Here is a 25,395-nt window from a genome sequence, read left to right as displayed (position 1 = left end):
GTTGAAATGACCGCGGTTCTTGAAATGTGGGGAGACGTGCGAAGCGGGGCGCGAGCCGCCGCCCGGTCACGTCGGCTGACCGACGCGACGCCGGACGGATTCCCGGTGCCGCCGCCCGTCCAGGCGTGGGAGATCCACGAACTCCTCGGCGAGATGTCGAGCGGGACCAGGCCGTGCACGTCCTGCTGCACGCAGTGCTCGGGGCGGTGCTGCAATGCGACCTGCTAAAAGCGGTGTGGCCGACCTGGCGACCGCCTACGAGGTGCTCTGGCGGATGACGGGCGCACGCCTGGAGGGACCGTCGCTGGCGATCCCGGTCGCCGACGACTGCCTGTTCGTGCTTCCCGGCGCCTCGGTGCGCGGGTTCGACAAGGCCCACGCCTACTTCGCCGCCTACCTGGGTGTCTACCCGGACACCGTCAAGCGGGTCCAGCACGTGCTCCGCGACGACACGACCGTCGTGCTCCGCTCGGTGGTGGAAGGCCACAACACCGGGCAGCTGGTGACGGCCGGCGACATGGCCGAGCCGACCGGGCTGGAGGTCCAGTGGGACATCGTGGAGTGGCTGGTCCTCAAAGGCGGGGAAATCATCGAGTGGCGCACCTACCAGGAGCCCACTCCGTACCTGGACGCGTTGAACGCGCGGCGCGCCGTGCAAATGGGCATCTCCATCGACGAGGCGAGCTGCGTCCCCCGGGTCGCCCGCGCCGCCGCCGCGGGCACCGTGCGCCTTGACGGCCCGCTGGACGAGGCGCCCCGTCCCGTGGGCAAGCGCCGCGGATGACCGAGGTCGACGCCTCATCGCACGCGGACCCGGCCGTCCGGGACCGGGTCCGCGCCGCGATTCGGGCACAGGTCCGGGACGCGGTCCGTATCGGACCTTCCTGTCCCCCCGTGCTCACCACCGACTGCTGCCTGTGGCCCCACCTGGCGGTGGCCCTGGAAGGTTTCTCGGAGGCGGCCTCGGCCGCCCCCGCCGGAGTCGGCCCGGCGTTGAAGCGGGCCTTTCTGCAGGCCTTGGCCGTCCGGCTCGACCTGTCGGCCCGTCAGGCGCTGCTCTTCGAATGCGCGCTCGCCCGGGAACAGCGCCTGAGGGACGCGCCGGGCAGCATGTCCGAGCTGAGCGCGGCGCTGCAGCGCGACGCCGGACCGCTGATCGGGATCCTGGACGTGTATCCGGCGCTGGACGAGCTGCTCGCCGACCACGTCCGGTGCTCCGTCGAGTACGCGTGCAAGGTCGCCGCGGCCCTCACCGCCGACCGGGAGGAGGTGGCCGCCCGGTTCGGCTGGGCCGCCGACCCGGCCGGGATCGAGATCGAGGTGCTCGCCTCCGACCATCACTGCGGCGGCGAGACGATCGTCCGGCTCGGCGACCGCGGCGGCCGGGGACGGGTGCTGTTCAAACCGCGCTCACTCCACCTAGAGGAGCTGCTCACCGCCGGCCTCGCCGAGCTGTCCGGCGGATCCCCGCTGCTGCGCGGCTGGCGGCTTCCCGGCTACCTGGTGCGCGCTGGCCACGGCTGGGCCGAATACGTCGGCGCCCGTCCCTGCGCGGACCCGGGCCAGGTCGCGCGGTACTACGGCAGGGCCGGATTCCTCATCGCCTACGCCACCGCCCTCGGCATCACCGACCTGCACTGCGACAACCTGATCTGTCACGCCGACTCCCCGGTGCCGGTGGACCTGGAGACCGCGCTGCACCACCGCCAGCGCCCCGGGGCACCCTCGCGCGGCGGGATGACCCTTCCCCGGGTCATGGAGTGGAACGCGCTGGCCACCGGGCTGCTGCCCACCTGGATCTGGAAGGGCGGCGACCGCAGGGGCGTCGACCTGAGCGGGCTCGGATCGCTCGGCGAGCAGTGGTGCAGCCTTCCCCTCCAGCAGTTCACCGCCGCCGGCACACCTCTGGAGCGAATCGTCCGGGACGGCGTCCACCTGATGCCGAGCCGGAACACGGTGTACCTGGACGGCCGCCCGGTTGCACCCTGGGCGTACCTGGAGGAACTGCTGGACGGCTTCCGGATCGGCGTCGGGCTCCTGGCCGAGTCGGCTCCGCTCGTGGCCGGCCTCGTCGAGGAGGGGAGCCGGCTGGAGGCGCGCTTCCTGGCCAGGCCGACGGCCGGGTACCACTACGCGACCCAGGCGTCCCTGCACCCCCGCTACCTGCGCGACGCGGGCGAGCGCAGGGAGTTCCTGACCGACGCCCTCACCGATGTGTCCCGCGTCGAACCGTGGCTGGTGACCGCCGAGGTGGACGCCTGTTTGGCCGGGGACATCCCCCGGTTCACCACCCGCGGCGGTGACCCGGCCGTCCGCGAGCCCTACTACGGCGGACACGGCGCCCTCTCCGAGCAGGAGCACATCCCCGGCCGGGACGCGGTCGCCGACGACCTGCGGCACTGGTCCGACCCGGCTCGCCTCACCTTCGAACACCAGATCATCTCCGGGTCGATGCTGTCCCTGCGGACCGCCCACGAGAGCGAGGACCCCCGGCACACCGTGGCCGACGGGGCCGATCAGGGGCCGGCCGAATGGGAGCCCGGCCTGGGCCGGGCCGCGGCCGAGGCGTCCGCGGGCTTCCTCCTGGACTACCTCGCCGCGAGCGGGGACGACCCCGACCTGTGGTACGGCTTCCGCAACGCGCCCGGCGGCCACCACGAGTTCGGCCTGATCGGCGGGGACCTGTACTGCGGGACCGCCGGCGTCGCGTACGGGCTTGCCCTCGGCCACCGCGCCGGGTTCGTCGGCCGGGACACGGTCGAGACGCTGACGCGCCGCCTTGCGGAGTCCGCCGAGGCCCGGCTGAAGGCTCCGACGCAGCGGCTGGGCGGAGCCTACTTCGGCGAGCTCTCCGCCGTACTTCCGCTCGTGGCCGTCCTGTGCATGCTCGGCGCCCGCGACGAAGGACGGCGCCTGGGCCGGGCCGGATGCCACGCCCTCGTCCAGGGCCTCGCCGAACCGGCCCCGCAGCGCCACTTCTGGGGGACCGACCTGCTCGGCGGGACAGCCGGGGCGCTGGCGGTCATGACGTCCCTCCACCGGATCCTCGGGGATGAGGACTACCTGCCGCCGTCGCGGCGCCTCATCGGGATGCTGGACGAGTACGGCCGTACGGCGGGGGACCGGATCGTCTGGCGCCAGCCCGCGGTCTCGGCCTCACCCGATCAGGCTCTCGGCGGCCTGTCCCACGGTCAGGCCGGTCACGCCCTGGCGCTGGCCGAGGCGGCGGCGGTCCTGGACGGGTCGTCCGGCAGGCGGGCCGCCGAACTCGCGGTCGCCGCCTGCGGGTGGGAGCTCGACCTGTTCGACCCGGCCGGGCAGACCTTCCCCGACGTCCGGCGCCGGTCCACCGTGGGCGGCCACGGCGAGTTCGCCTGGAGCCACGGGGCGCCCGGAATCGTGGTGGCCCTGGACCGGGTCCGGCGGTGCGTGCCCGCGCCGGAGGTCGACCGCTTTCTGGCCGGGCACCCGTTCCGCGAGATGGTCGAGGCGGCCGTGGCGACCCGTCCGACGCCGAACAACCCCTCCCTGTGCCACGGCGCGCTCGGCGCCTATCTGATCGGGGTGGAACGGACCGGGCTCGCCGCGGAGCTCGCGGACTGGACGCGGCTCGGCTCCTGGGCCCGGCGCGAGGCGCTTCCGCTGCGCCGGTGGACGGTCGAAGCCCCGGGGCTCATGGTCGGCCGCGCCGGAAGCCTGGCGGGCTGGTCGGCCGCGGCGACCGGCTGCCGGCGGGGCCTGCCCTTCCTGCCGTCGGCCTTCGCGGAGGTCGCGGGATGACCGAGGACATCCCGCTCACCCCCTACCAGGAGAGCCTGTTCTATCTGCAGCGGCTGGCCCCGCGAAGCCCGTTCCACGCCAACGGGATCGCGGTGCGGCTGCGCGGCCCGCTGGAGACGGCGGCGCTGCGCCGGGCGTTCGACGACGTCGTCTCCCACCATCCGGCGCTGCGCGCCGCCTTCGAGCCGGTCGGCGGGCGACCGGTCCAGCGGATCACGCCGCCGGGGACGGTCCGCCTGCGGATCCGTGATCGGGCCGGCCCGGCGGAGGCGCTGGAGTCCGCCTCGGCGGAGGCGAGCCGGCCCTTCGACCTGGACGACGGCCCGCCGGTACGGGCCTGGCTCACGCCGCTCGGCGCCGAAGACCACCTGCTGACCTGGGTCGCCCATCACCTGGCCTCCGACGGACACTCCCTGCGGCTGGCGCTGCGGGACCTCGGGGCGGCCTACGCGTTCCGGACCGGCTGCGGCGGGCCGCCGGACCTGCCCCCTCCCTCCGCCTACCTGGAGTACTGCGCGCGGGTCGCCGGGCCCGGCGACCCGGCCAGGGCCGACCGGGAGACGGCGTACTGGCGCGACCGGCTGCGCGGTGCCGACCCCGTGATCGAGCTGCCCACGATCGGGCCGCGTCCGGCGGTGCGCAGCCGCGCCGGGGACACGGTCGTCGCCGACCTGCCGGGCGGCCTGCTCCGGGACGCCCATCGCGTGTGCGCCGAGCACGGCGTGTCGGCGTTCACGCTGCTGCTGGCCTCGTTGCGCGGGCTGCTGGCCCATGAGACCGGCGGACACGACCTGTTGATCGCGGCGACGGTGTCCCGGCGGACCCGTCCCCACCTGCGCCGCATGATCGGATATTTCGTGAATCCGGTGGTCATGCGGACGCCGCTCGACCGCGAGCTGAGCTTCACCGGCCTGCTCGCGGCCGAGTCCCGCACCGTCCACGCCGCGCTCGCGCACGCCGCGGTCCCGTTCGCGCAGGTCGTCCGGGCGGTCCGCCCGCCCCGGGTCCCCGGCGTGGACCCGATGTTCCAGGTCCTGCTGGACTCCCAGGCCGTCCCGCCGGAACCGGAACTGCTCCAGGCGTTCACCCACTCCGGCCTGGCCGCGGACCTGATCGAGCTCGACACCGCCACGGCTCCGGTCGACCTGGCCCTGTGCGCCCGCCGCCGCGGCGACTCGATCCGGCTGACCTACCGGTACGACCGGGAGCTCTTCGCGCGGGAGACGATCGAGGACATCGCGGCGCGCCACGGCATGCTGCTCACCGCCGTGACGGAGGCGCCGCACCGGCAGGTCCTCAGCCACCCGCTGCTCACCCGCCGAGACCGGGAACTGCTTCGCCGGGCCGGCCACGGACCGGTCGTCCCCGGCGGCGACACGCGGATGCACGAGCTGTTCCATCAGAGCGCCGACGCCGTACCGGACGCCCCGGCGCTGGTCGACGGCTCCCGCGTCGTGCCGTACCGCGAACTCGACCGGCTGGCCAACGCGGGCGCACACCGGCTGCGCCGGGCCGGAATCGCCCCCGGCGAGCTGTGCGTGGTGTGGACGTCCCGCCTGGACGTCGCCACGGTCGTCGCGTTGCTGGCCGTCCTCAAAGCGGGCGGCGCCTACCTGGCATGCGACCCGGCCCACCCGGCGGAACGGCTGACCGCCGAGATCCGCCGTCTCGGGGTCCGCCTCTCGATCGGGCCGCGGCCACCCGCCGTACCGGTCACCGTCGTCGACGTCCCCACCGTGGACCTGCGGCCGGACGACCACGACGGACGGCCCCTGGCCCCGGGCCTGGCGTCCGACCTGGCGTACGCCATCTCCACCTCGGGGTCCACCGGACGCCCCAAGGCGGTCGGGATCTCCCACCGCAACGCGGTCAACTTCCTCCGCTGGTCGCGGCGTCGCTTCACCGGCGCCGAACTCGCCGGGGTGCTGGCCACGACCACCCCGGTCTACGACTGCGCGCTGCTGGAGTTGTTCGCCCCGCTGTGCGCGGGCGGCACCGCGGTGCTGGCCGGCTCCCCGCTGGAGCTGAGCCGGCTTCCCGGCGTTCACCCGGTGAGCCTGGTGAGCACCGTCCCGTCGACGATGAACGCGCTTCTGCGCACCGGCCCGCTGCCGGATTCGGTGCGCACCGTGAACCTGGCCGGGGAGTCCCTCCCCGGCGACCTGCCGGACCGGATCTTCGCCGCGAGCCGGGTGGAGCGCGTCCACAACTTCTACGGCCCGTCCGAGACCACGACCTACGCCACCGGCCACCTGCATTCGCGCAGCGGGCCGCCGGGCGCGTCGCTGATCGGCCGGCCGATCGACAACGTTCACGTCTACGTTCTGGACGGCGAGCGTCCGGTCCCGCCCGGGGTCGCGGGGGAGCTGTGCATCGGGGGAGCAGGGGTCGGGATCGGATACCTCGGCGACCCCGAGCGGACCGCCGCCGTGTTCACCTTCGACCCGTTCTCCGGCCAACCCGGAGCCCGGATGTACCGGACCGGGGACCGGGTCCGCCACACGCCCGCCGGGGACCTTGAGTTCCTCGGCCGGCTGGACCGCCAGGTGAAGATCCGCGGGGTACGGGTGGAACCGGCCGATACCGAGACCGCGCTCCACTCCCACCCCGCGGTACGCGACGCCGCGGTGGTGCCGTACGGAGAGGCCGCCGGGTCGGCCGACGGTCTCCTGGCGTACGTCACCCCGGCCACCGTCGTCGACACCGGCACCGACCTTTCGGCCCACCTGGCCGCCCGGCTGCCCCGCCACCTGATCCCCGCATCCGTGGTCTGGCTGGACGAGCTGCCCCGCACCGCCTCCGGCAAGCTGGACCGGAACGCCTTGCCGGCCCTCGAGGCCGCCGTGTCCGGCGACCCGCTGCCGGGTCCGACCGGATTCGTGGAACACGCCCTGCTCGACATCTTCCGGGCGGTCCTCGGCCGGGTCGAGATCGGGCGGTCCGACGACTTCTTCGACCTCGGCGGCGACTCCCTGGCGATGGTCGCCGTCCTCGCCGCGGTCTCCGACGACCTCGGCGTCGACGTACCCCTGGACTCCTTCACGGGCCGGCCCACGATCAAGGAGCTGGCCGCGATGGTCGACCCCCGCTGGACCCCGCGCCCGCGCGGGTCGCTCGTCCGGGTTGTCCCGGCGGGTGCGGATCCGCCGCTGTTCGTGGTGCACGGCGGCTCGGGAGACGTCACCTTCCTCCGCGGCCTGGTGGCGGAGGCGGACTTCGGCCGCCCCGTGTACGGGCTGCGGGCGCGCGGCCTTGACGGCTGGGGCGCCCCGCTGGAGACCGTCGAGGAGATGGCCGACGCCTACCTGGCCGAGGTCCGCGTGGTCACGGCCTCCGGCCCGTACCTGCTCGCGGGCAACTGCATGGGCGGCCTGGTCGCCTACGAGATGGCCCGGCGGCTGCACGCCGAAGGCGCCGACGTGGCCTTCCTCGGACTGATCAACACCTGGCCTTCCGACGAAGGCTCCTGTCGGCCCGCAACCACTTGCACCGGCGCCGAGTCTCCCGTCGAACGCCGCCTGGCGGACCTGCGCCACCAGTACGAGGCCTTCGGCGCCGGACACGTGATCGACGCCGACCTGAACGCGGAGGCCACGGGGGGACGGCCCTCGTACTTCCGCCGCTGGGCGCAGGTGGCCCTCCACAACGAGCGGGCCGCCGACCGCTGGCGACCCGCCGGCTACCCGCACGACGTGCACCTGTTCGTCGACGAGGAGCCCGGACCGGGCCTGGACCGATGGAGGTCCCTGGTCGGCGGCACCGTACACGTGCACCGCTTCGCACGTTCACCCGATCACCTGGCCGCCCGCCCCGACCTCGGCCGGCTGATTCGGGGGCTCGTCGACGCTCTGCCCGCCCCGGACCGTCCTGGGGAGGGACAACCGGATCACAGCGATCTGGCGGCCCCGGCCCCCTCTGCGAGCTGACCCCTCGGTCTCCCGATGAGCGCCGATCCAGCGCCTCGACATCTCCAGCGAGCTGCGCGGCCTGGAGTCGGCGCTCGGCGGAAGGCCGTCCGCCCCGCCCGGCACAACGTTCGGCTATGGCTTACTTTGTAAAGGCATCGAGGCTTGAAGGGCCATTTTCATGGCCTGACCATATCGGCGTCCCAGCGGGAACCCACGCTGCGGTCCGGCCGGGCATCGCGATCGTCCCCGAGGCGGTGGTCCGGTGCTCGCCGGAACAGCCGGTGCCCCAGCGTCCTCCGAGGTCCCGGCCTCTCGGCCGTATCGGCGCACGCTGAGGCATCGGCTCAGGCACAGTGCCCCGATCCCCGAGGGCCGGACCGACCGGAGAACCAAACGGGCCTCAACAGCGTCTACATCGCTGTGGCGATTGGTCACCGATGATTCACCGGAGCGAAAGGGCTGAGTTTTGCACCATGTCGAGGGCGGGGGCGGGGAGAGCACGGAAGATCGGCGTCCGCTGTGTCTTCGGTGTGACGAAGGCAGGGTGGTACCGATCATGTACGGGTACCCGCATTTCACCGAAAAGCTGGAAAGGGCCTTGGATGAGGGGCTGTTCGTTCTCGGCGGTTGCATGGTCCGTTGGGAACGGTGGGAGTGCCTGGCATGCGGCACCAAGTACCGCGAGATGCCCGAGCCGGGCTACCGGTGGGGGAACATCGTCCGGGGCGAGCCCGTGGAGATCGGCATTCTGCGCCACGGTGAGCCCGAGCGCGCACTCGTGATCGTGCGTGGGAACGAGCCGTGGACGGTGACGTTCCAGTTCATCGACGACGAGGAGCTGACGTTCGACGAAGAGCCGACTGTCGTCGCTCAGGGCGACGACCTGTCGGAGGCCGTCCGGCAGCTGTGCCGGGCCGCTGATCGGTGGGGGGTCCGCCTGCTGGTGAACGGGGCCCGCCGCGACGCTCGCCACTGCCAAGTCGACGGCCCGGACAACGAACACCTCGTGTCCTTCCTCGGGCCTGACGGGCTCGCCCCGCTCACCGGCGGTGTCTTCGATCCGGCCGACGAGTCGCTCATCGGCTTCCCGGACGAGCAGGACCATATCCACGCCGACCGGTAACCCCGCACCAGAGATCAAGGCGACCCGCCGCGACGAACTGAACGCGATGCTTCGATCCGGTCAATCGTCAAGGCCGGGGCACGGCTGCGTACGGCGTCCGCGTGAGGGCCTCGGTTCCGCGGTCGGCATGCCGGGTCGGAGCCCGTCCCCTTCACTTTCGACCACCTGTCCGCTCGGACGCCGATCTCGTGGTCGGCCGACATCCAGAAGCGCGGCGCGGTGACTTTCCACGCGTCGGTGCCTCTCGCGTCGGCCGGCGCTCGGCGCCGGACCGTGAGGCCCGGCGCCGCCCCCGTGGAGCCAGGTCAGCCGCGCGCGGAGCCGCCCGTGGCCGGTGTGTTCAGCTGCGCGGTCGTCCGGCCGGTGAGCTCCTCGAGGGAGACGTTGTGCCGCGACCCGTCCTGGAGGATTACCGTGACGCCATTGACGCCGCCACGAGGTGAGGCGTTCTCGCGCTCCTCCGTCGTCGGCGCGTCCGGCCACCAGGTCGCGAAGTAACCGCCGGTGACGGTCGCGGTCACGGTGCCTTTCGCCTCCGTGGAGAGCTCCAGACCCACCACGCCGGCACCGACCCTGCCGGTCACCACGCGCACACTCTCCTCACTCGTGCTCATGACCGCGCCGAGGGCGGCCCGCGCAGACCCTGCGGGAACCGGCGGAAGCGGTTGCGCTTCGGGCCCCGGCGTGCTGCCCTGCGAGCCGATGAGCTCGCCATCGTGGAGCAGGCAGGTGATCTCGGCCAGCTGGCTGCTGTCGTCGTTGACGTAGACGAGCGTCCACGGCCCCCGGCCCTCGGTCACCACGGGCCGGAAGGGGAGCTCACGCCCGGTTGTGTGCTTGGCGGTGTCCCTGGCGCTATCGAGGCACTTCTCCTGGGCGTCGGCGGCCCGGTCACCGCTCACCATGTGCGGCGTCGGGGTCCACGCCGCCATTGCCGGACCGCCGCCGAACACGCCGGGCAGCAGCAGTACTGCCGCGGTGCCGGCGGCCACCGCTCCGCCGACAGTGGTGAGACGCCTGGCGGTGCGCAGGCGAGGGCTGCCGGTCGTCGGTGCGGGCGCCTCCACCGGGTCGGTGGCCACGACCCGGGCCAGCAGGGCCAGAGCCTTGGGGTCGGTGCCCGTGTCCAGGTCGGCGGGGGTGACGGCCGGGTCGAGGTCGCGCAGGGCGCGGTCGAGGATGTCGTTCATCGCATGCTCCGGGAGTCCGCGGTGGCGGTTGCCACAGGCTGGGTGGTAGTGGTGGGGGCCGCGTCGGCGTGGTGGCGCAGGGCACGCCGGGCTCGGGTGAGCCGGAGCCGGAACGCGACGGGGGAGATGCCGAGCACCCGCGCGGCCTGTGGGGCGGTGAGGCCGTCCCACACGGCCAAGGCGAGCGTCTCCTGGTGGCGCGGGCTGAGCCGCTGCCACGCCTGGACGAGGTCGAGCCGGCGTGCCACCAGCTCGGGGTCCAGCCCGGTCGCCGCGGCACCGGTCAGATGGCTGTCGGCGATGCGGACGGCGAGCGCCTGCCGCCGCTGGTCGGCCCGCAGCCCGTTGCGGAGAGCGCGGTGTGCCACGCCGAACAGCCAGGCCCGCGCCTCGTCCGCCGCCGGCGGCACGTCGTCCAGGCGCCGCCATGCGACAAGGAACACGTCGGCGACCACGTCCTCGGCGTGGGAGGGGTGGACGCGACGCTCGACGAACCGCAGCAATGCGGCGTACGTCTGCTCGTAGAGGTGGGCGAAGCGCTGGGTGCGCGACGGCCCGGTGTCGGTGACGTTCATACCCAGGTCATGTCCGGCAGGTCCACAGGTGTGTCGCGATCTGTTGCGATAAGGCGTCGGCCACGGCCCCCTCCGTGCTCTCGCCGGTGACATCGTGCGCCGCCCCGGCCGTCTAATTATGATCTACATTGTAAAGGCGCTCGGGGTGTGCACCCCTCATACCACCCCACCTAAAGACCGCATCACCGAAGTGACATGTCGCTCATCGCGACGACGTGGGCGGCGTCGCGATGATCCACCCGCCCTCGGATTCGCGAGCCCGGTCCGCTCGGCCCGCAGGTCTGCGCCGGACGCGAGCGAGCGAGTGCGGCAGCCCCCGGCCTACGCCGCCGACCGTCGTCGGTGCCGATGCCGAAGGCCGCTTCGGGCGGGGTGTGCCAGGTCGGCGGAGGCCCTGACGGCGATCAGGTCCGATGCGGTGTCGTGTCAGCGGCCGTGTCAGCACCGCGGCGGCCGGATATCAGGGCGGTTGGCGATCGTGGATGCCATGAACGGTTCAGCGATGCACTCGCGGCCGCGCTCGTGGTCGCCGGTGCTCCCGGAGACCTCAGGTCCCCAGGTTTCAGATCTCTAGAAGGAGTGGAGCATGGCAGACACGACAAGCAGGACGTCCGAGGAAGGACACGTCGGGCGCCGGACCGTGTTGAAGGGTGTGCTGGGTGCCGGTGTGGCCGCCGGCGCGCTCACCGGCTTGGCCGACCGCGGCAACGCCTCCGTGGGCGGCGGTGACGCCGACGAGCGGGGTGTCGAGCACGGCTGGGGGAAGGTCGCCGACGCGTTCCGCGCGAACTTCACGGGAACCCACGGCGAAGTCGGCGCGGCGGTCAGCGTCTACGTGGGCGGCCGCCCCGTCGTCAACCTGTGGGACGGCCTCGCCGATCGCGAGGCGAACCGGCCGTGGCGCAAGAACACCATCGTCCAGGTCGCATCCACGACGAAAGGCGCCACCGCGATCTGCGCCCATATGCTGGTACAGCGCGGTGAGCTGGATCTGGATGCCCCGGTGGCCCGATACTGGCCGGAGTTCGGCGCCGCGGGCAAGGACCGGATCCCGGTGCGCTGGTTGCTGTCACACCAGGCGGGTCTGCCGATCGTCGACGGACCGCTGACGTTCGAGCAGGCGTGCGCGTGGCACCCGGTCATCCGCGCACTCGAGGCGCAGCGGCCGCTGTGGCAGCCGGGTACCGAGCACGTCTACCACAGTCACACGTACGGATTCCTGGTCGGGGAGGTCGTGCGCCGGATCTCCGGCAAGTCACTCGGCAGGTTCTTCGCCGAGGAGGTGGCCGCCCCACTCGGACTACGCGCCTGGATCGGGCTGCCGGAGAAGCAGGAGAAGCGGGTGGCCCAGCTCCACTACGCCGCTCCGTTCAGCGTGGAGGAGCTGATAGCCGGGTTGATCGCGACTACCGGCCTCGATGCGGACACGATCACCGCCTGGGTCAACGCCGTATGGGGTCCGGGATCGGTCCAAGCCCGCGCCGGCGAGCTCGGCGGCGCCTTCGCCAACACGTCCACGTATCACACCACGCGTGCCTGGCGCGCGGCCGAGTTCCCGGCCGCGAACATGCTCGCGGACGCGCGATCGGTGGCACGGATGTACGCCGCCACGGTCAGCGACGTCGACGGGGTGCGGCTGCTCGATCCTTCGACGGTCGAGCGAATGACGGTCGTCCAGACCGACAGGACGCCGATGCACGGCCTGCCGCCGGGGCTGAACGTCCCGGCCGACCGCTCCTTCAACATGTCGCTGGGGTTCTGGCGAGCCTGCCCACCGATGCCGATGGTCGGGCCGGGGTCGTTCGGCCACCCGGGTTCCGGCGGATCGATCGGCTTCGCCGACCCCGATGCCGGTGTCGGCTTCGGCTACGTCACGAACCTCTGGAACTTCCGGCCCGACGACCCGCGGGCGTCGAACCTGGCCAAGGCCGTCCGGACCTGCCTCGGATGATCTCCTCGGCCGAGGCGGTCCGATCGATCTCGACGCGCCGGTGAAGCGCTAAACGCCGGGCCGAGCAGGCGGAATCGGCTGACGGACCCATCGGGGACGGAGTCGGCTGAGGGACTGGCTGCTCGGCCGCGGTGTGTGACTTGACCCCACGTGACGTAGGCACGGCTGCTGGGACGCGGAGCCGGCTATGTGGCCCGCAGGTACCCCTTGAACTGGTAGGAGAACCCCTTGCCGGCGGGGGTGGTGCCGGTGATGTTCTGATGACTGCCCGTGGCGGTCACCGGGATGCGCAGCAGCAGGTCGTCTCCGATGTGGTCGTCCTCCCAGACCTCGATCGTGAACGTCTGCCCGGCGGAGACGAATATGACGTTGTTGTGTGCCCCGGCGACGCGTTTGGTGTAGTTGCCGGTACATGCGGAGAAATCCCACACCCAGCAGGTTCCGGCCTTGGTATCGGCGTCGCTGCCGTTGGTGGGCCAGCCGGAGTAACGCGTGCCGTTCTGGGCTATGAGCTCCACGCGGATCTCGTCCTCACCGCTCTCCTCCAAGTCGAAGGCCTGAAGCGAGCCGAACACGAGCTCGTAGAGGAATCCGCCGGCAGCAGGGCGCTGGGCGGCCTGGGCCGGAGGCACGAGAGCCGCGACGAGCGTCAGCCCGGCGGCCAGGGTGCCGACCTTGGACAGGATGTTGTTCATGCGCTTCCTTGTCTCTTGCTGGCAGACGGCCCCTCGGTGAGAGTTCGGTCTGCGGGGATGGTCGCCCACGTGTTCGGGACGACCCGGGCGGTTCGCGCGCAGCGGTGTGCCCGCGATGATCACGGACTCGGTGCTCAACCTGACGGGGGCGTCTTGCAGGAGGCTTGAAGTCGGCTGGGGGCGAGGGAGGCCGTCCCGGCGTTCGCCGACAATGGACGGGCGGACATGCCAGTGATCTCCAAGTCGGTTCCCGACGCCTACCGCTACGCTCATCGGCCACCCCGGCATCCGGCGGTCGAGCCGGCTTCGCCGCCCCCGGGTGGCGGTGGTGAGGACATCCGCATCACCGTCGCCGCCGAGCCGAAGGCGGTCGGCGGACTCCTGCGCGGCGGGGAGCTCAATCGGGGTGCACGCCAAGCCCGGGCAGGGATGCGATCAGGGCTACCTACGGGCCGAGACGATCGCGGCGGCCAACGCCCGGCTGATCGGCGCCCAGGCCGGCCGCTACCCCGACGACCGCGGCCTCACCGACCTCATCGGCGAACTCACAGTGAAAAGCCCTGAGTTCGCGTCGCTGTGGGCCGACCACCCCGTCCGCACCCGCTTCTCCGGCCGTAACGGTTCCGCCATCCCCAGACGGGCCGATCTCCTCCGGTTCTCGGAGGAACCAAGCCGCGCCCCCGCCTCGGCCGGAGACGCTGCCTTGATTCCGGCCTTTCCCTGTCCAGCGCTACCGGCACTCGACACCATACATACTAGTATGTATGGTGTCTCTCATGACCCTCACCTGCACCGCACACGAGACCCGTGTGCACTATGCAAGCCTGCTGGAAGTCGCCGCGAAGCTACGCGCACGCGAACTCACCCCGGTGGAGTTGACCGAGACACTGCTGGCACGGATCGACCAGGTCGATCCGGTGCTGCGCAGCTACGCCACGGTGACGGCGGACGTCGCCCTTGCTCAAGCCGGGAACGCCGAGGCCGAGCTGGCAGCAGGCCGGTACCGAGGCCCCCTGCACGGCGTGCCGATCGCTGTGAAAGACCTCTGCTTCACCGCCGGCATCGTCACCGCGGCCGGCACCACGATCCGCTCCGGCCACGTGCCCACCTACGATGCGACAGTGGTCCAGCGTCTTTCGCAAGCCGGAGCCATTCTGCTCGGTAAACTGCAGCTCACTGAAGCCGCATTCGCCGAGCACCACCCGTCCGTCACACCACCCCGCAACCCGTGGAACCCGGAGTACTGGTCCGGCGCCTCCTCGAGCGGTTCCGGCGTCGCGGTGGCGGCCGGCCTCGCCTTCGGTTCCCTGGGCACCGACACCGGCGGGTCGATCCGGTACCCCTCCGCGGCCAACGGCATCACCGGCATCAAACCCACGTGGGGACGGGTAAGCAGGTACGGCGTCTTCGCGCTCGCCGCGAGCCTCGACCACGTCGGCCCGATGGCACGCTCGGCGCAGGACGCGGCCGCAATCCTGGGAGCGATCGCCGGAGCAGACCCGCATGACCCGACCGCGGCCGCCATACCGGTGCCCGACTACCTGGCCGGCCTCGGCGCCCCGATCGGGCCGGTACGCATCGGAGTGGACCGCGCCTACAACGAGACCCGTGTCGACCAGGCGACCATCGGCATGCTCGATGACGTCATCGCCGTACTGCGCCGCCTCGGCGCGACGATCGTCGAGGTCACCCTTCCCGATACCAGCACCATCAATGCCATGTGGCCCCGGTACGCCGGTGTGGAGGCCGCGATCGCCCACCAGGCGACCTATCCCTCGCGCGCCTCTGAATACGGCCCGGCCGACACACCCGGCTCGATCGCCGGGCTCATCACGCACGGCCACACCGTCTCCGCGATCGAGCTGATGCACGCGCACCATCAGCGGCTCGCGTTCACCGGCGGACTGGCGCGTACCCTGGGCGACGTGGATGTCCTGCTGACTCCGGTGCAGCCGACCACGAGCCTCACGCTTGCGCAGAAGGAGGCGGTCTATGCCGACCCCGAAGCCCTGACGGACCTACTCCGCTTCGTCACCCCGTTCAACATGGCCGGCGCCCCGACCATCACCCTGCCGGGCGGTTTCGGCGAGGATGACATGCCGCTGGGGTTCCAGTTCGTCGGCCGGCCGTTCGAGGAACAACTACTGATTCAGCTCGGCCACGCCTACCAGCGTGAGACGGACTGGCACCTGCGGCATCCGGCCCTCTGATACGGGCCGCGATAGGCACCGCACTGCATTGCTGGGAGGCACCATGAAACCGAACGCTCGGGAGCGCTTGATCGAGGGTACGCGGCAACTGCTGTGGGAGCGTGGATACGTCGGCACCAGTCCGACCGCGATCCTGGCGCGCTCCGGCGTCGGCCAGGGCAGCATGTACCACCACTTCGATGGCAAGCCGGACCTGGTGTTGGCGGCCGAGCAGCGCAGTGCGGAACTGATGCAGCAACAGATCGCCGAAACGTTCGCCGTGGAAGGCACTGCACTCGAACGCATCACGGGATATCTGGGGCGCGAACGCGATGTGTTGCGTGGGTGCAGCGTGGGACGGCTCACCGCCGATCCGGAGGTCATGGCCGACGACACCTTGCGCGCACCGATCCGGGAGGCCTTCGAGGTGCTGCACGAACACCTCCGGCGCACGATCGCCGAAGGTGTGGCGGCCGGTGAATTCGCCGGCGATCTGGACATCGACGAGACCGCCTCCGCCATCGCCGCCGTCATCCAGGGCGGCTACGCCCTGGCCCGCGCGGCGCAGGCGGTGGAGCCCTTCGACCGCGCCATCAGGGGAGTGCTCGCACTTCTGCGGGCGAGCGCTCCGCGCGCGAACTGAACCCAAGCACCACCACCCATCGACCAGGGCCCTCGACGAGCTCGAAGGCCCTTCTCTTCCCATGCCCGCAAGACGCCGGCCGGCGTAGGCACTCGAGCCCCGGTCGCCACTCGCTCGGCCATAGCCCCATCGGGTAGCGACACCACAGGCACCGGGAACCTTCTCTGCCCATTGACCTTCGCCGGCTTCGGCACGCGGCCAAGCACCCTGGCACCTGCCACAGCCGTCGTCTCCCGACGAAGGCGTGTTTTCCCATACCTCCATCGGAGTGACCGTGTCACCTGACGCTGCCCAAAATCGGCTACCACCACCTGCTTCTGCCACCAGCCGGACACTGGGCCTCACCGGCCTGTGTCTCGGCACCGCTCTGATCATCATGGAAGCGAACGTCATCAACGTCGGGATCCCAGTGATACGTGCCGACCTGCACGCAAGCCTGGCCGGCGGACTGTGGGCCATCGACGCCTACACGCTCATGTTCGCCGCCCTGCTGCTGTCCGCAGGCCGGCTCGGAGATCGGATCGGTGCCCGACGCGGCTACCTGACCGGACTGGGGTTGTTCGCCGTTGCCTCGATCGCCTGCGCTGTCGCTCCCAACACGGGCCTGCTCGTCCTTGGCCGCGCCTGCCAAGGTCTGGGAGCAGCGCTCCTCGCCCCGGCACCGTTGACCCTGATCACCCGCATCTTCACCGTACCGGCCGAACGCACCAGAGCGGTCTCGGTCTGGGTGAGCGTAGGCGGTATCGGCTTCGTGATCGGCCCGTTCATCGGTGGACTGCTGGTCGACACTCTTGGCTGGCGGAGCATCTTCCTGCTCAACATCCCGGTCGCCGCCGCCACCGGCTGGCTTGTCGCCCGACACGTGGCGGAGGTTCCGCTGCAACGCGTGTCGTTCGACATCCGCGGGCAGGCCCTCGCGATCGTCGGCCTCGCCGCCACGGTGTGGGCGCTGGTCGAGTCGAGTGTCGCAGGCTGGCTCAACCCCGCCGTGCTCACGGCTCTCGTGGGCGGCACCGCCGCCCTCGTCGTGTTCGTCGCAGCGCAGTATTCCTGGGCGCGAGACGGGCGACAGGTCCTCCTGCCCCCCGCCATCATCGCCGCGCGTCCCGTGCTCGCCGGCCTGCTCGGCGGTGCGACGTACAACTTCACGCTCTACGGGATGCTGATCGTCTACACGTTCAACTTCCAGCAGCTACGTGGCTACTCGGCCTTGCAGACCGGGTTGGCCTTCCTCCCCTTGACCGTGGCCGCCACCCTCGCCTCGACCTTTCTCGGTGCCCGTTTCATCACCGCGTTCGGCCCGCGTACCGGCTTGGCCACCGGAATGACCCTCTCGGCCATCGGACTCGCGCCTCTCACCGTCGCCTCCGCACCGTATCCACTCATCGCAACCGGCTTCTGCGTCTTCTCCATCGGTATGGGGCTCTCCGCACCCTCCCAGACGCTCGCCGTCATGACGTTCGCCCCCGACCGGCACCAGAACATGGGATCGAGTGCCCTGAACACGGCCCGGCAGACAGGCGGCGTAATCGGGGTCGCACTACTCGGAGCGGTCGCCGCAACAGACCCCGACAGGGGCACCCTCGCAGCCATCGCCATCGCCATCGGCATGTGCCTGATCGCCGCCGCGACCGCCCTACGTCTCATTCCACGCGAAAGCATCTGCACCGGCACGAGCCGGTGATCTGAGCTCGAACGGCTCCACGATGGCAAGGCATGTGGGTTGGTGCTCAACTGCATCACGCTGTGGAGTACGGCCTATCTCGACCGGCACTCATAGCGCTGCGAGCTGAGGGCGACCCAGTGCTGGACGCCGATGTTGCCCGTCTTTCGCCGTACCTGCGCAAGCACATCCGCGTCCACGGACACTACTCGTTCCAGCTTCCCGACTTCGATGGCGCCCATCGCCGGCTGCGCGCCCCGGACGAACCCGACGAGGACGAATGACCTGCAGCGCGGCAACGAGATCGGCCAGGCTAGTGGAAGGCATCGACTGCCGCAGTGCGGCGGTGGCGGCTTCAGCGCCCGCCATCGCGTGGCGATCCAGTCCACCGTGGCCCTGATCGCGTCGACCGCCTACCGTGGACTGCGATGATCCACCAGCGCTGAATCCGATGACTGCGCCGCGATGATTTCCTGGCCGCGCCCGAGTCCGATTATCGAGATGGAGGCTGACCGAGGACTGGGCCAACTCACATCATCGACACGAATCGGACGAGCAGGAGGCGATATGAGCGGCATCAGGGTGTTGGCGGCGGGGGCGAGCATCGCGGGGCCGGCGCTGGCCCACTGGCTGCGCCGGAGGGGGGCCGAGGTGACCGTGGTGGAGCGCGCCCCCGAGCTGCGCCCCGGTGGGCAGGCGGTGGACGCGCGTGGGGTGGCCAAAGAGGTCATCCGGCGGATGGGGCTGGACGCGGCGGTGCGCGCGGCCCGCACCGATACCGCCGGCGCGACCATCGTGGACGCGGACGGGAACGTGCTGGAGACCCACCGCGCGGACGACCACGGCGGCGACGGGTTCGTCGCGGATATCGAGATCCTGCGCGGAGACCTGTCCCGAGTGCTCTACGACGACACCCGGGACGGTGTCGAGTACGTCTTCGGTGACCGGATCGCCGAGCTCAGCCAGGACGCGGACGGGGTTGACGTGGTCTTCGCCGGCGGCGACCGGCGGCGCTTTGACCTGGTGATCGGGGCCGACGGGCTGCACTCGCAGTTGCGAGCGATGGTCTTCGGGCCGCGCGGGCACTTCATCCGCCATCTCGGGCTCGTGCTGGCCTTCTACAGCGTGCCCAACGAGTTCGGAGTGGACCGCTGGATGATCGACTATCAGGAGGCCGGACGGTCCGCCGGCCTGCGGCCCATCCCGGACGCCACCCGGGCGATGGCCGTGTTCTCCTTCCCCGCGGCCGACTTCGACGTCGATTACCACGACGTCGCGGCGCAGAAGCGCCTGCTGCGCGAGCGGATGGACGGTTTCGGCTGGTTGACCCAGCGCATCCTCGCGCACGTGGACGACACCCCGGACTTCTATCTGGACCAGGTCGCTCAGGTGGTGATGGACCGCTGGTCGAGCGGACGGGTGGGGCTGCTCGGGGACGCGGCGTTCAGCGCGTCGCCGATGTCCGGGGCGGGCACCGGGCTGGCCCTGGTCGGCGCCTACCTGCTGGCCGGAGAGCTGGCCGCCGCCCGGTGGGACCCGGAGGCCGGGTTCGCCGGCTACGAGGCTCGGATGCGCTCGTTCGTGGAGGCCAACCAGGAGATCGGCCGGTTGCACGTACACAGCCTCGAGGTCCCGGGGCCGGACGCCGAGCCGAGCCCCGATTTCGCCGGCGAATGGTTCACCGAACTGGTCGGGCGTGCGATCAACGGCGTCGATCTGCCCGACTACGCAGGGGTGCCGGACTCCGGGGCGTCGGCCGGACTACCGGTGATCTCGTCGGCCAAGCCGTAGGCCACCGCCTCGGCTGCGGTGAACCAGCGGTCCCGACCGAGTCGGTGGCGATCTGCTCCACCGGCTCGGCCGGTGCTCGGCGGCGAGGAACACGAACTCAGACCACTCGATCAACGATCTTTACCAATCTCGAAGGCCGATGCCGGTCTCGCGCAGGTAGGCGCGGAACTGTCGGAGAGGGGTGTCATGCTGGCCGGATGACCCGTGAGGACCTCGTTCACCTGCGGCGGGCCAGGGATCGGATGGACCGGGAGTACGCGCGGCCCCTGGACGTCCCCGCGCTCGCCCGTACCGCCCTGATGTCCCCGTCGCACTTCTCCCGGCGGTTCCGCGCGGTGTACGGGGAGACCCCCTACGGATACCTGCTGACCCGGCGGATCGAGCGGGCCAAGGCGCTGCTGCGGCGCGGCGACCTGTCGGTGACCGACGTCTGCATGGAGGTGGGGTTCACCTCGCTCGGTTCGTTCAGCTCCCGTTTCACCGAGCTGGTGGGGGAGAGCCCGAGTGCCTACCGGGCCCGGCGGCACGGGGACGCGGCCGTCCCGGCATGCTTTGCCAAGCTCTTGACCCGGCCAAGCAGGAATCGAGAAGCCCGTCCGACGGCCGCTCGATAGCGTTCCGGACATGGATCTGAAACTCACCCATTTCTTTGTCAACGTGCACGATCACGAGGAGGCGCTGGCCTTCTACCGTGATGTGCTCGGCTTTGAGGTACGTGTCGACGCCCGGCTGGAGACGATGCGCTGGCTGACGGTCGGGCCGAAATCCCAGCCTGACATCGAGCTGGGCCTCAGCGTTCCCGACGAGCTCTACGCCCCGGCGGCCGCCGGGGCCATGAAGGACATCATGGCCATGGGCCTGCTGACCGCAGGCATCTTCAAGACCGAGGACTGCGACGCCACCTTCGAGCGTGTACGGGCCTCGGGCGCCGAGGTGCTGCAGGAGCCGATCGACCAGCCGTACGGCGTACGCGACTGCGCGTTCCGCGACCCTTCGGGAAACGCGATCCGGTTCTCCGAGGTGCTCAAGGTCTGACCAGGCGGTCTGACGCGTGGCACTCCCGGTCGGGAGTGGGTACGGCTCCTCAGACAGGCCTCGACCGCAGCTCGTTGTCCCGGCCGGACAGCGACTCGACCTGGAGCAGAAGCGCCGAGTGATCCAACGAGCCGCCGCCCTGCGCACGCAATGAGGCGACCAGGCCGGCCACATGCGTGCCGAGTGGAAGTGCGACTCCCGCCTCGCGCACGGCGGCCAGCACGATTCCGAGGTCCTTGTGGTGGAGATCGATCCGGAAGCCGGGGGTGAAGTCGCGAGCGAGCATCGCGGGCGCTTTGCGTTGAAGGACCGCGTTGCCGGCGAGGCCCCCGGCGAGCACGCTCACGGCCGCGCCGAGATCCACCCCGTGCGAGTCCAGGAAGACCAGGGCCTCCGACACGAGTTCAATGGTCCCCGCCACGATGAGCTGGTTCGCCGCCTTGACCGTCTGACCCGCGCCCGCCGGGCCGACGTGCACGACGGTGGAACCCATGGCCCGCAGTACGGGGAGCGCGGACTCGTAGACTTCCTCGTCGCCGCCCACCATGATCGACAACGTGCCTTCGACGGCGCCCGCCTCGCCCCCGCTCACCGGAGCGTCCAGGGCGCGAACCCCGCGTGCCTCGGCCGCCGCCGCGACTGCCCGGCTGGTCTCCGGGCGCACCGTGCTCGCGTCGACGAGCAGTGCGCCGTGCCGGGCGGTCTCGAGGGCCCCGCCCTCGCCGAGCACGACGGCTTCGACGTCAGGACTGTCGGGGAGCATGGTGACGATCACGTCGGCGTCGCGAACGGCGTCGGCGACGGAATCCGCGCGGCGTCCGCCGCTCGCCACGAGGGTGTCGGTCCGAGCCGGCGAGCGGTTGTGGCCGATGACGTCGAATCCGGCTTTCACCAGGTTCTGCGCCATGGGCGCGCCCATTACCCCGAGTCCGATGAAGGCGACGGCGGTCACGCGAGTTCCTTCCATGCCGCGAAGTCGAGGTTCTCAAACGGGTCGGCACCCGGGTGCGCGTGTCACCACCCCAAGACCGCGCTCACATGACGGCGGAGCACTTCCGAAGGCACGAGAGCGAACAGCGCCTGCCAGACGGGAACCCCTGGCCGGCGCTGTTCCGCCACGGCTGCGCCGCCGGAGTGGGTCACGAGTCGGTCGGCGTGTCGCCCGGTGGCGGCACCGGGGCGCGTGGCGCGCGCCGGCGGCGGGAAGCGGCCCGGTCGGACTTGGTGTGGTCCGGCGGGGTCCCCGGGTCGGGAAGGGGTTGAAAGGGGAGCTCGCCGCCGTAGCCGACGGCGAGGGTGAGCTGGCGTGCACCCAAGCGGCGGGCGCCTTCGAGGGTAAGCCCACCCGGGTCGGTGAGGAGCCACCTCGTCAGGCCGTCGAGGAGCGCCATGGCGGCGATGGCGACGTCGCCGGGCTCGCAGTCGCGGAAGTCCCCGGTGCGCAGACCTTCCACGATGGCGGACACAAGCGGAGCCTGGACGCGGCGGCGCAGCTCGGCGAGGGCGGCGGCGAGTTCCTTCGACCCGGTGGAGCGAATCTCCAGCTCCGCCCAGAGGCGGCTTTCGAGGATGTCGTCATGGGTGAGCGGCAGCAGGAAATCGATCAGATCGGCGAGGCGCTCGACCGGGGTGTCGCGGTGGGAGCTCCGGGTGCTGCGTTCCAGGCGGGCTTCCGCCCGGCTGAGCGAGTATGCGAGCGCGTCGGTCAGCAGCCGGTCGCGGACGGCGAAGTGATAGTGCACCAGCGCGGTCGACACCCCCGCCCGGGCGGCGATGTCGGCGATGCGCACACCGTCGAAGCCGTCCCTGGCGATGAGTTCGACGGCGGCTTGGAGGATGCCTTCCCGGCCGCCGCGTGCGCCGACGGTCGCGGGCCCGCCCCCAACCGGCCCATCGGTGCTGATTGCGCTCACGGTTTCGATCCTGTCACACCCCTTGCCCCAACCTGGCTCCTGACTTTAAAGTCAATCCGACCTATCCCTGACTTTAACATCAGGGCCTTGTGCGAGGAGAGCCACCATGAGCCGCTACGGAGCGATGTTCGGCCCCGACATCACATTTCTCGGCATCGACCGCTGCACCCTCGACGACCCCGCCAGCTACCAGGGTGCCGAAGTAGTGATCGTCGGTGCCCCGTTCGACGGAGGCGTGAGCCACCGGCCGGGCACCCGGTTCGGCCCGTCGGCGATCCGGTCGACCGACTACCTCCCCCACGACGGGTCACGCCCCTCTCTGCCGCTGCGTGTGGACGCGCTCCGGGATCTGCGCGTGGTGGACGCCGGCGACGTGGAGATGTTCGCCGGTGACATCGAGGGCAGCATCGCCGCGATCGAGGAGGCCGTGGCGACGATCGCCGCCTCGGGCGCGATACCGATCGTGCTGGGCGGCGACCACACCATCGCGCTGCCGGACATCACCGGTGTCGCCCGGCATCACGGAATGGGCCGAATCTCGGTCATCCACTTCGACGCGCACGCCGACACCGGAGACATCGAGTTCGGCCACCTGCACGGCCACGGCCAGCCGATGCGCCGGCTGCTGGAGTCCGGCGCCGTCCGCGGGGACCGGTTCCTCCAGATGGGCCTGCGCGGCTACTGGCCGGGTCCGGAAACGCTGGACTGGATGGCCGACCAGCGCATGCGCTCGTACGAGATGAGCGAGATCGTCACCCGCGGCCTGCAGGAGTGCGTGGACGAGGCCATGGACATCGCGCTCGACGACTGCGACGGAGTGTTCCTGTCCGTCGACGTCGACGTGGTGGACCCCGGCATGGCCCCGGGCACCGGCACCCCCGAGCCCGGCGGGCTGACCTCCCGGCAACTGCTGGACACCGTACGCCGCCTGGCGTTCGAACTCCCCATCGTCGGTGTGGACGTCGTCGAGGTCTCCCCTCCCTACGACCACGCGGACATCACCGCCTACCTCGGCAACCGCATCGTCCTCGAAGCGCTGTCGGGCATCGCGGCCCGCCGCCGCGGTGACACCTGGCAGCCGGCCCGGCCGCTGCTCGACGGACGCGGCACCGCGACCCGGTGATCCCCACCCGGTCGCCCGGGACGGCGCGCATCACGCCGCAGGTGCTCCTCGCGTCGGCACCGCGCCCCACCTCAGCCAACATTTGACGACCGGGCCGATCCCGGGGGAGGCCGCCGATCGAGCGAAGGATGTTTCGTCGTCGGCGGCCGGATGCCGGTTGTGTCGTTCGTTTCCGAGGGCTCCGGACTCAGCGGCTCAGAGTGGTCTCCCGCTCCATACGCGACAGCTTCTCGGGATTGCGTACGGCATAGAGCCCGGTGATGAGCCCGTTGTCGATGTGCGCCGCCAGCACGGTGTTGATCTCGCCGTTGAGCCGGACGATCAGCGCCGGGCAGCCGTTGACCTGTGCCGGCTGCAGCACGGCCGCGGCGTCGATCCTGCCCAGCACGCGGGCCACCTGGCCGGCCCCCACGACGGGCTCCAGCGCGGCCTGGACGACTCCGCCGCCGTCGCCCAGAAGCACGACGTCCGGCGCCAGGATGTCGAGCAGGCTCTGCAGATCGCCCGTTTCGATCGCCCGCCGGAACGCCTCGAACGCGTCACGGGACTCGGCCGGGGAGACGGCCCCGCGCGGCCGGCGCGCCGCGACGTGTGCCCGGGCCCGGTGGGCGATCTGGCGCACCGCGGCCGGGCTCTTGCCGACGGCTTCGGCGATCTCGTCGTACCCTAGGTCGAACACCTCGCGCAGCACGAACACCGCCCGCTCGGTCGGCGTGAGGGTCTCCAGCACCAGCAGCATCGCCATCGAGACGCTGTCGGCCAGTTCGACGTCCTCGGCCACGTCGGGCGCGGTGAGCAGCGGCTCGGGCAGCCAGGGGCCGATGTAGGACTCCCTGCGGCGGCCGAGCGTGCGCAGCCGGATCAGCGCCTGCCGGGTGGTGATCCGGACCAGGTACGCACGCCGATCCCGCACCGTGGCGAGGTCGACTCCCGCCCACCGCAGCCAGGTCTCCTGCAGGACGTCCTCGGCGTCGGCGGCCGAGCCGAGCAGCTCGTAGGCGACGGTGAACAGCAGGTTGCGGTGGGTGACGAACGCCTCGGTGGCGGGGTCCGTCGTGCCCCGGCCGTGATCCCCGGGCATGGTCCGCGACGTGCCGGTCATGGATGGCTCCTCTTTGCTTTCGGCTGTGTCACCACCAGACACCGGATCCCGCCGTTTTGTGACACCACCGCCAAAGTTATGTGACGCCCAGGCGGCGTCGTGAGCAGCGGTGCCGTCGGATACCCCCGATGCGGCCGTCGGTGTGTGGCGCAGATCACGTACCCCGTGCTGTCACAAGGACCGGCTCGCCGGCATCTCGTGTTCGTCCCGTACACACCATCACGAGTGAGGACGACGTCATCGAAGCACGCCTGAACCCCTTCGGCAGCCCGCTCGGGGCCACGTTCATGAAGCACTTCACCGCGGCGAGCAGGGTCATCAAGGAGTCGACGCTGCCGACCGCGACCCAGAACCTGGTCATGATCCGCGCCAGTCAGATCAACGGCTGCGGTTTCTGCGTCGACATGCACACCAAGGACCTCGCGCACGCCGGGGAGACCCCGGTGCGCATCAATTTGGTCGCGGCCTGGCGGGAGGCCACGGTGTTCACCGACGCCGAGCGCGCCGCCCTGGAGCTGGCGGAGCAGGGCACCCGCATCGCCGACGCGGCCGGTGGTGTCACGGATGAGGCCTGGGCGAACGCCGCCAAGCACTACGACGAGGGGCAGCTCTCCTCCCTCGTGTCGCTCATCGCCCTCATCAACGCCGCGAACCGCCTGAACGTCATCGCCCGGCAGCCCGCCGGCGGCTACCGGCCCGGTCAATTCGCATAAC

Annotated in this window: 22 protein-coding genes and 1 pseudogene; 16 read left to right on the top strand and 7 right to left on the bottom strand. The window is 71.1% G+C overall.

The features are described from left to right. Positions 1-6: 6 nt before the first annotated feature. The 5 genes from RUR_RS17765 to RUR_RS17745 all read left to right on the top strand — a co-directional run bounded on the left by RUR_RS17765 (position 7) and on the right by RUR_RS17745 (position 8,811). A complete protein-coding gene (locus RUR_RS17765) occupies positions 7-228 on the top strand; it encodes a hypothetical protein (RefSeq protein ID WP_283136190.1) in 222 nt (73 codons plus the stop codon). Further along, complete coding sequence (locus RUR_RS17760) at positions 215-784, top strand: nuclear transport factor 2 family protein (protein WP_283136189.1); 570 nt, start codon at positions 215-217, stop codon at positions 782-784. The genes RUR_RS17765 and RUR_RS17760 overlap by 14 nt, the downstream gene beginning before the upstream one ends. Continuing rightward, the gene (gene lanM, locus RUR_RS17755) at positions 781-3,780 is read left to right on the top strand and encodes a type 2 lanthipeptide synthetase LanM (protein ID WP_283136188.1); all 3,000 of its coding nucleotides are present in this window, start codon (positions 781-783) and stop codon (positions 3,778-3,780) included. Before RUR_RS17760 ends, lanM begins: the two co-directional genes overlap by 4 nt. Continuing rightward, positions 3,777-7,706, top strand: a complete 3,930-nt coding sequence (locus tag RUR_RS17750; protein WP_283136187.1) for a non-ribosomal peptide synthetase — start codon at positions 3,777-3,779, stop codon at positions 7,704-7,706. The genes lanM and RUR_RS17750 overlap by 4 nt, the downstream gene beginning before the upstream one ends. A gap of 580 nt (positions 7,707-8,286) precedes the next feature. Then, on the top strand, positions 8,287-8,811 hold the full coding sequence (locus tag RUR_RS17745) for a hypothetical protein (protein ID WP_283136186.1): 525 nt from the start codon (positions 8,287-8,289) through the stop codon (positions 8,809-8,811). A gap of 305 nt (positions 8,812-9,116) precedes the next feature. Here RUR_RS17745 and RUR_RS17740 read toward each other — a convergent pair whose 3' ends face one another. Beyond that, entirely contained in the window at positions 9,117-10,001 is an 885-nt protein-coding gene (locus tag RUR_RS17740; RefSeq protein ID WP_283136185.1) for a hypothetical protein, read from the bottom strand. Beyond that, a complete protein-coding gene (locus RUR_RS17735; RefSeq protein ID WP_283136184.1) occupies positions 9,998-10,576 on the bottom strand; it encodes an RNA polymerase sigma factor in 579 nt (192 codons plus the stop codon). The genes RUR_RS17740 and RUR_RS17735 overlap by 4 nt, the downstream gene beginning before the upstream one ends. Positions 10,577-11,162: 586 nt before the next feature. Between RUR_RS17735 and RUR_RS17730 the strand changes: the two genes are divergently transcribed. After that, complete coding sequence (locus RUR_RS17730) at positions 11,163-12,527, top strand: serine hydrolase domain-containing protein (protein ID WP_283136183.1); 1,365 nt, start codon at positions 11,163-11,165, stop codon at positions 12,525-12,527. A gap of 185 nt (positions 12,528-12,712) precedes the next feature. On the opposite strand, the gene RUR_RS17725 is transcribed toward RUR_RS17730, so the two are convergent. Further along, entirely contained in the window at positions 12,713-13,222 is a 510-nt protein-coding gene (locus tag RUR_RS17725) for a hypothetical protein (protein ID WP_283136182.1), read from the bottom strand. A 319-nt stretch (positions 13,223-13,541) separates the two neighbouring features. Between RUR_RS17725 and RUR_RS17720 the strand changes: the two are divergent. From RUR_RS17720 to RUR_RS17695, 6 genes and pseudogenes are all read left to right on the top strand, one after another. Beyond that, a pseudogene (locus RUR_RS17720) lies at positions 13,542-13,829 on the top strand (MmyB family transcriptional regulator); the annotation flags it as partial. 157 nt (positions 13,830-13,986) lie between these two features. Beyond that, positions 13,987-15,432 carry an amidase gene (locus tag RUR_RS17715; RefSeq protein WP_283136181.1) on the top strand — a complete coding sequence of 482 codons (1,446 nt, stop codon included), beginning with the start codon at positions 13,987-13,989 and terminating at the stop codon, positions 15,430-15,432. A 43-nt stretch (positions 15,433-15,475) separates the two neighbouring features. Continuing rightward, positions 15,476-16,054 (top strand): TetR/AcrR family transcriptional regulator, encoded by a 579-nt coding sequence (locus tag RUR_RS17710; RefSeq protein ID WP_283136180.1) that lies wholly within the window; start codon positions 15,476-15,478, stop codon positions 16,052-16,054. Positions 16,055-16,298: 244 nt separating this feature from the next. Next, positions 16,299-17,738, top strand: a complete 1,440-nt coding sequence (locus RUR_RS17705) for an MFS transporter (RefSeq protein ID WP_346349044.1) — start codon at positions 16,299-16,301, stop codon at positions 17,736-17,738. A gap of 119 nt (positions 17,739-17,857) precedes the next feature. Further along, entirely contained in the window at positions 17,858-18,001 is a 144-nt protein-coding gene (locus tag RUR_RS17700; RefSeq protein ID WP_283136178.1) for a hypothetical protein, read from the top strand. Between the two features lie 283 nt (positions 18,002-18,284). After that, positions 18,285-19,508 carry an FAD-dependent monooxygenase gene (locus tag RUR_RS17695; protein ID WP_283136177.1) on the top strand — a complete coding sequence of 408 codons (1,224 nt, stop codon included), beginning with the start codon at positions 18,285-18,287 and terminating at the stop codon, positions 19,506-19,508. Here RUR_RS17695 and RUR_RS36810 read toward each other — a convergent pair. After that, positions 19,442-19,609, bottom strand: coding sequence for an ATP-dependent Clp protease proteolytic subunit (locus tag RUR_RS36810; protein ID WP_428847013.1), 168 nt, complete (start codon positions 19,607-19,609; stop codon positions 19,442-19,444). The genes RUR_RS17695 and RUR_RS36810 overlap by 67 nt on opposite strands. Positions 19,610-19,705: 96 nt before the next feature. Between RUR_RS36810 and RUR_RS17690 the strand changes: the two genes are divergently transcribed. Continuing rightward, entirely contained in the window at positions 19,706-20,122 is a 417-nt protein-coding gene (locus tag RUR_RS17690; RefSeq protein WP_283136176.1) for a helix-turn-helix transcriptional regulator, read from the top strand. A gap of 10 nt (positions 20,123-20,132) precedes the next feature. Then, positions 20,133-20,543: a VOC family protein gene (locus tag RUR_RS17685; protein ID WP_283136175.1), complete on the top strand. Its 411-nt coding sequence runs from the start codon at positions 20,133-20,135 to the stop codon at positions 20,541-20,543. A gap of 49 nt (positions 20,544-20,592) precedes the next feature. On the opposite strand, the gene RUR_RS17680 is transcribed toward RUR_RS17685, so the two are convergent. Then, positions 20,593-21,510 carry a 2-hydroxy-3-oxopropionate reductase gene (locus tag RUR_RS17680; RefSeq protein WP_428847005.1) on the bottom strand — a complete coding sequence of 306 codons (918 nt, stop codon included), beginning with the start codon at positions 21,508-21,510 and terminating at the stop codon, positions 20,593-20,595. Positions 21,511-21,682: 172 nt separating this feature from the next. After that, positions 21,683-22,456: a TetR/AcrR family transcriptional regulator gene (locus RUR_RS17675; RefSeq protein ID WP_283136173.1), complete on the bottom strand. Its 774-nt coding sequence runs from the start codon at positions 22,454-22,456 to the stop codon at positions 21,683-21,685. A 106-nt stretch (positions 22,457-22,562) separates the two neighbouring features. On the opposite strand from RUR_RS17675, the gene speB reads away from it, so the two are divergent. Next, a complete protein-coding gene (gene speB / locus RUR_RS17670; RefSeq protein ID WP_283136172.1) occupies positions 22,563-23,579 on the top strand; it encodes an agmatinase in 1,017 nt (338 codons plus the stop codon). 187 nt (positions 23,580-23,766) lie between these two features. Here speB and RUR_RS17665 read toward each other — a convergent pair whose 3' ends face one another. Next, on the bottom strand, positions 23,767-24,681 hold the full coding sequence (locus RUR_RS17665; RefSeq protein WP_283136171.1) for an RNA polymerase sigma-70 factor: 915 nt from the start codon (positions 24,679-24,681) through the stop codon (positions 23,767-23,769). A gap of 287 nt (positions 24,682-24,968) precedes the next feature. Between RUR_RS17665 and RUR_RS17660 the strand changes: the two genes are divergently transcribed. Continuing rightward, positions 24,969-25,394 carry a carboxymuconolactone decarboxylase family protein gene (locus RUR_RS17660; protein WP_283136170.1) on the top strand — a complete coding sequence of 142 codons (426 nt, stop codon included), beginning with the start codon at positions 24,969-24,971 and terminating at the stop codon, positions 25,392-25,394. The last annotated feature ends 1 nt before the right edge of the window (position 25,395 follow it).

This window comes from Rhizohabitans arisaemae (assembly GCF_025996515.1).
GTDB classification, from domain to species: Bacteria; Actinomycetota; Actinomycetes; order Streptosporangiales; family Streptosporangiaceae; genus Rhizohabitans; species Rhizohabitans arisaemae.
This window is presented reverse-complemented; position numbering and strand designations above follow the sequence as displayed.

Coding starts and splice junctions, on each gene's coding strand:
- RUR_RS17710 (WP_283136180.1), top strand. CDS start 15,476: ATGAAACCGAACGCTCGGGAGCGCTTGATCGAGGGTACGCGGCAACTG.
- RUR_RS17680 (WP_428847005.1), bottom strand. CDS start 21,510: ATGGAAGGAACTCGCGTGACCGCCGTCGCCTTCATCGGACTCGGGGTA.
- RUR_RS17730 (WP_283136183.1), top strand. CDS start 11,163: ATGGCAGACACGACAAGCAGGACGTCCGAGGAAGGACACGTCGGGCGC.
- speB (WP_283136172.1), top strand. CDS start 22,563: ATGAGCCGCTACGGAGCGATGTTCGGCCCCGACATCACATTTCTCGGC.
- RUR_RS17660 (WP_283136170.1), top strand. CDS start 24,969: ATGAAGCACTTCACCGCGGCGAGCAGGGTCATCAAGGAGTCGACGCTG.
- RUR_RS17765 (WP_283136190.1), top strand. CDS start 7: ATGACCGCGGTTCTTGAAATGTGGGGAGACGTGCGAAGCGGGGCGCGA.
- RUR_RS17690 (WP_283136176.1), top strand. CDS start 19,706: ATGACCCGTGAGGACCTCGTTCACCTGCGGCGGGCCAGGGATCGGATG.
- RUR_RS17685 (WP_283136175.1), top strand. CDS start 20,133: ATGGATCTGAAACTCACCCATTTCTTTGTCAACGTGCACGATCACGAG.
- lanM (WP_283136188.1), top strand. CDS start 781: ATGACCGAGGTCGACGCCTCATCGCACGCGGACCCGGCCGTCCGGGAC.
- RUR_RS17665 (WP_283136171.1), bottom strand. CDS start 24,681: ATGACCGGCACGTCGCGGACCATGCCCGGGGATCACGGCCGGGGCACG.
- RUR_RS17740 (WP_283136185.1), bottom strand. CDS start 10,001: ATGAACGACATCCTCGACCGCGCCCTGCGCGACCTCGACCCGGCCGTC.
- RUR_RS17715 (WP_283136181.1), top strand. CDS start 13,987: ATGGTGTCTCTCATGACCCTCACCTGCACCGCACACGAGACCCGTGTG.
- RUR_RS17735 (WP_283136184.1), bottom strand. CDS start 10,576: ATGAACGTCACCGACACCGGGCCGTCGCGCACCCAGCGCTTCGCCCAC.
- RUR_RS17725 (WP_283136182.1), bottom strand. CDS start 13,222: ATGAACAACATCCTGTCCAAGGTCGGCACCCTGGCCGCCGGGCTGACG.
- RUR_RS17695 (WP_283136177.1), top strand. CDS start 18,285: ATGAGCGGCATCAGGGTGTTGGCGGCGGGGGCGAGCATCGCGGGGCCG.
- RUR_RS17760 (WP_283136189.1), top strand. CDS start 215: ATGCGACCTGCTAAAAGCGGTGTGGCCGACCTGGCGACCGCCTACGAG.
- RUR_RS17750 (WP_283136187.1), top strand. CDS start 3,777: ATGACCGAGGACATCCCGCTCACCCCCTACCAGGAGAGCCTGTTCTAT.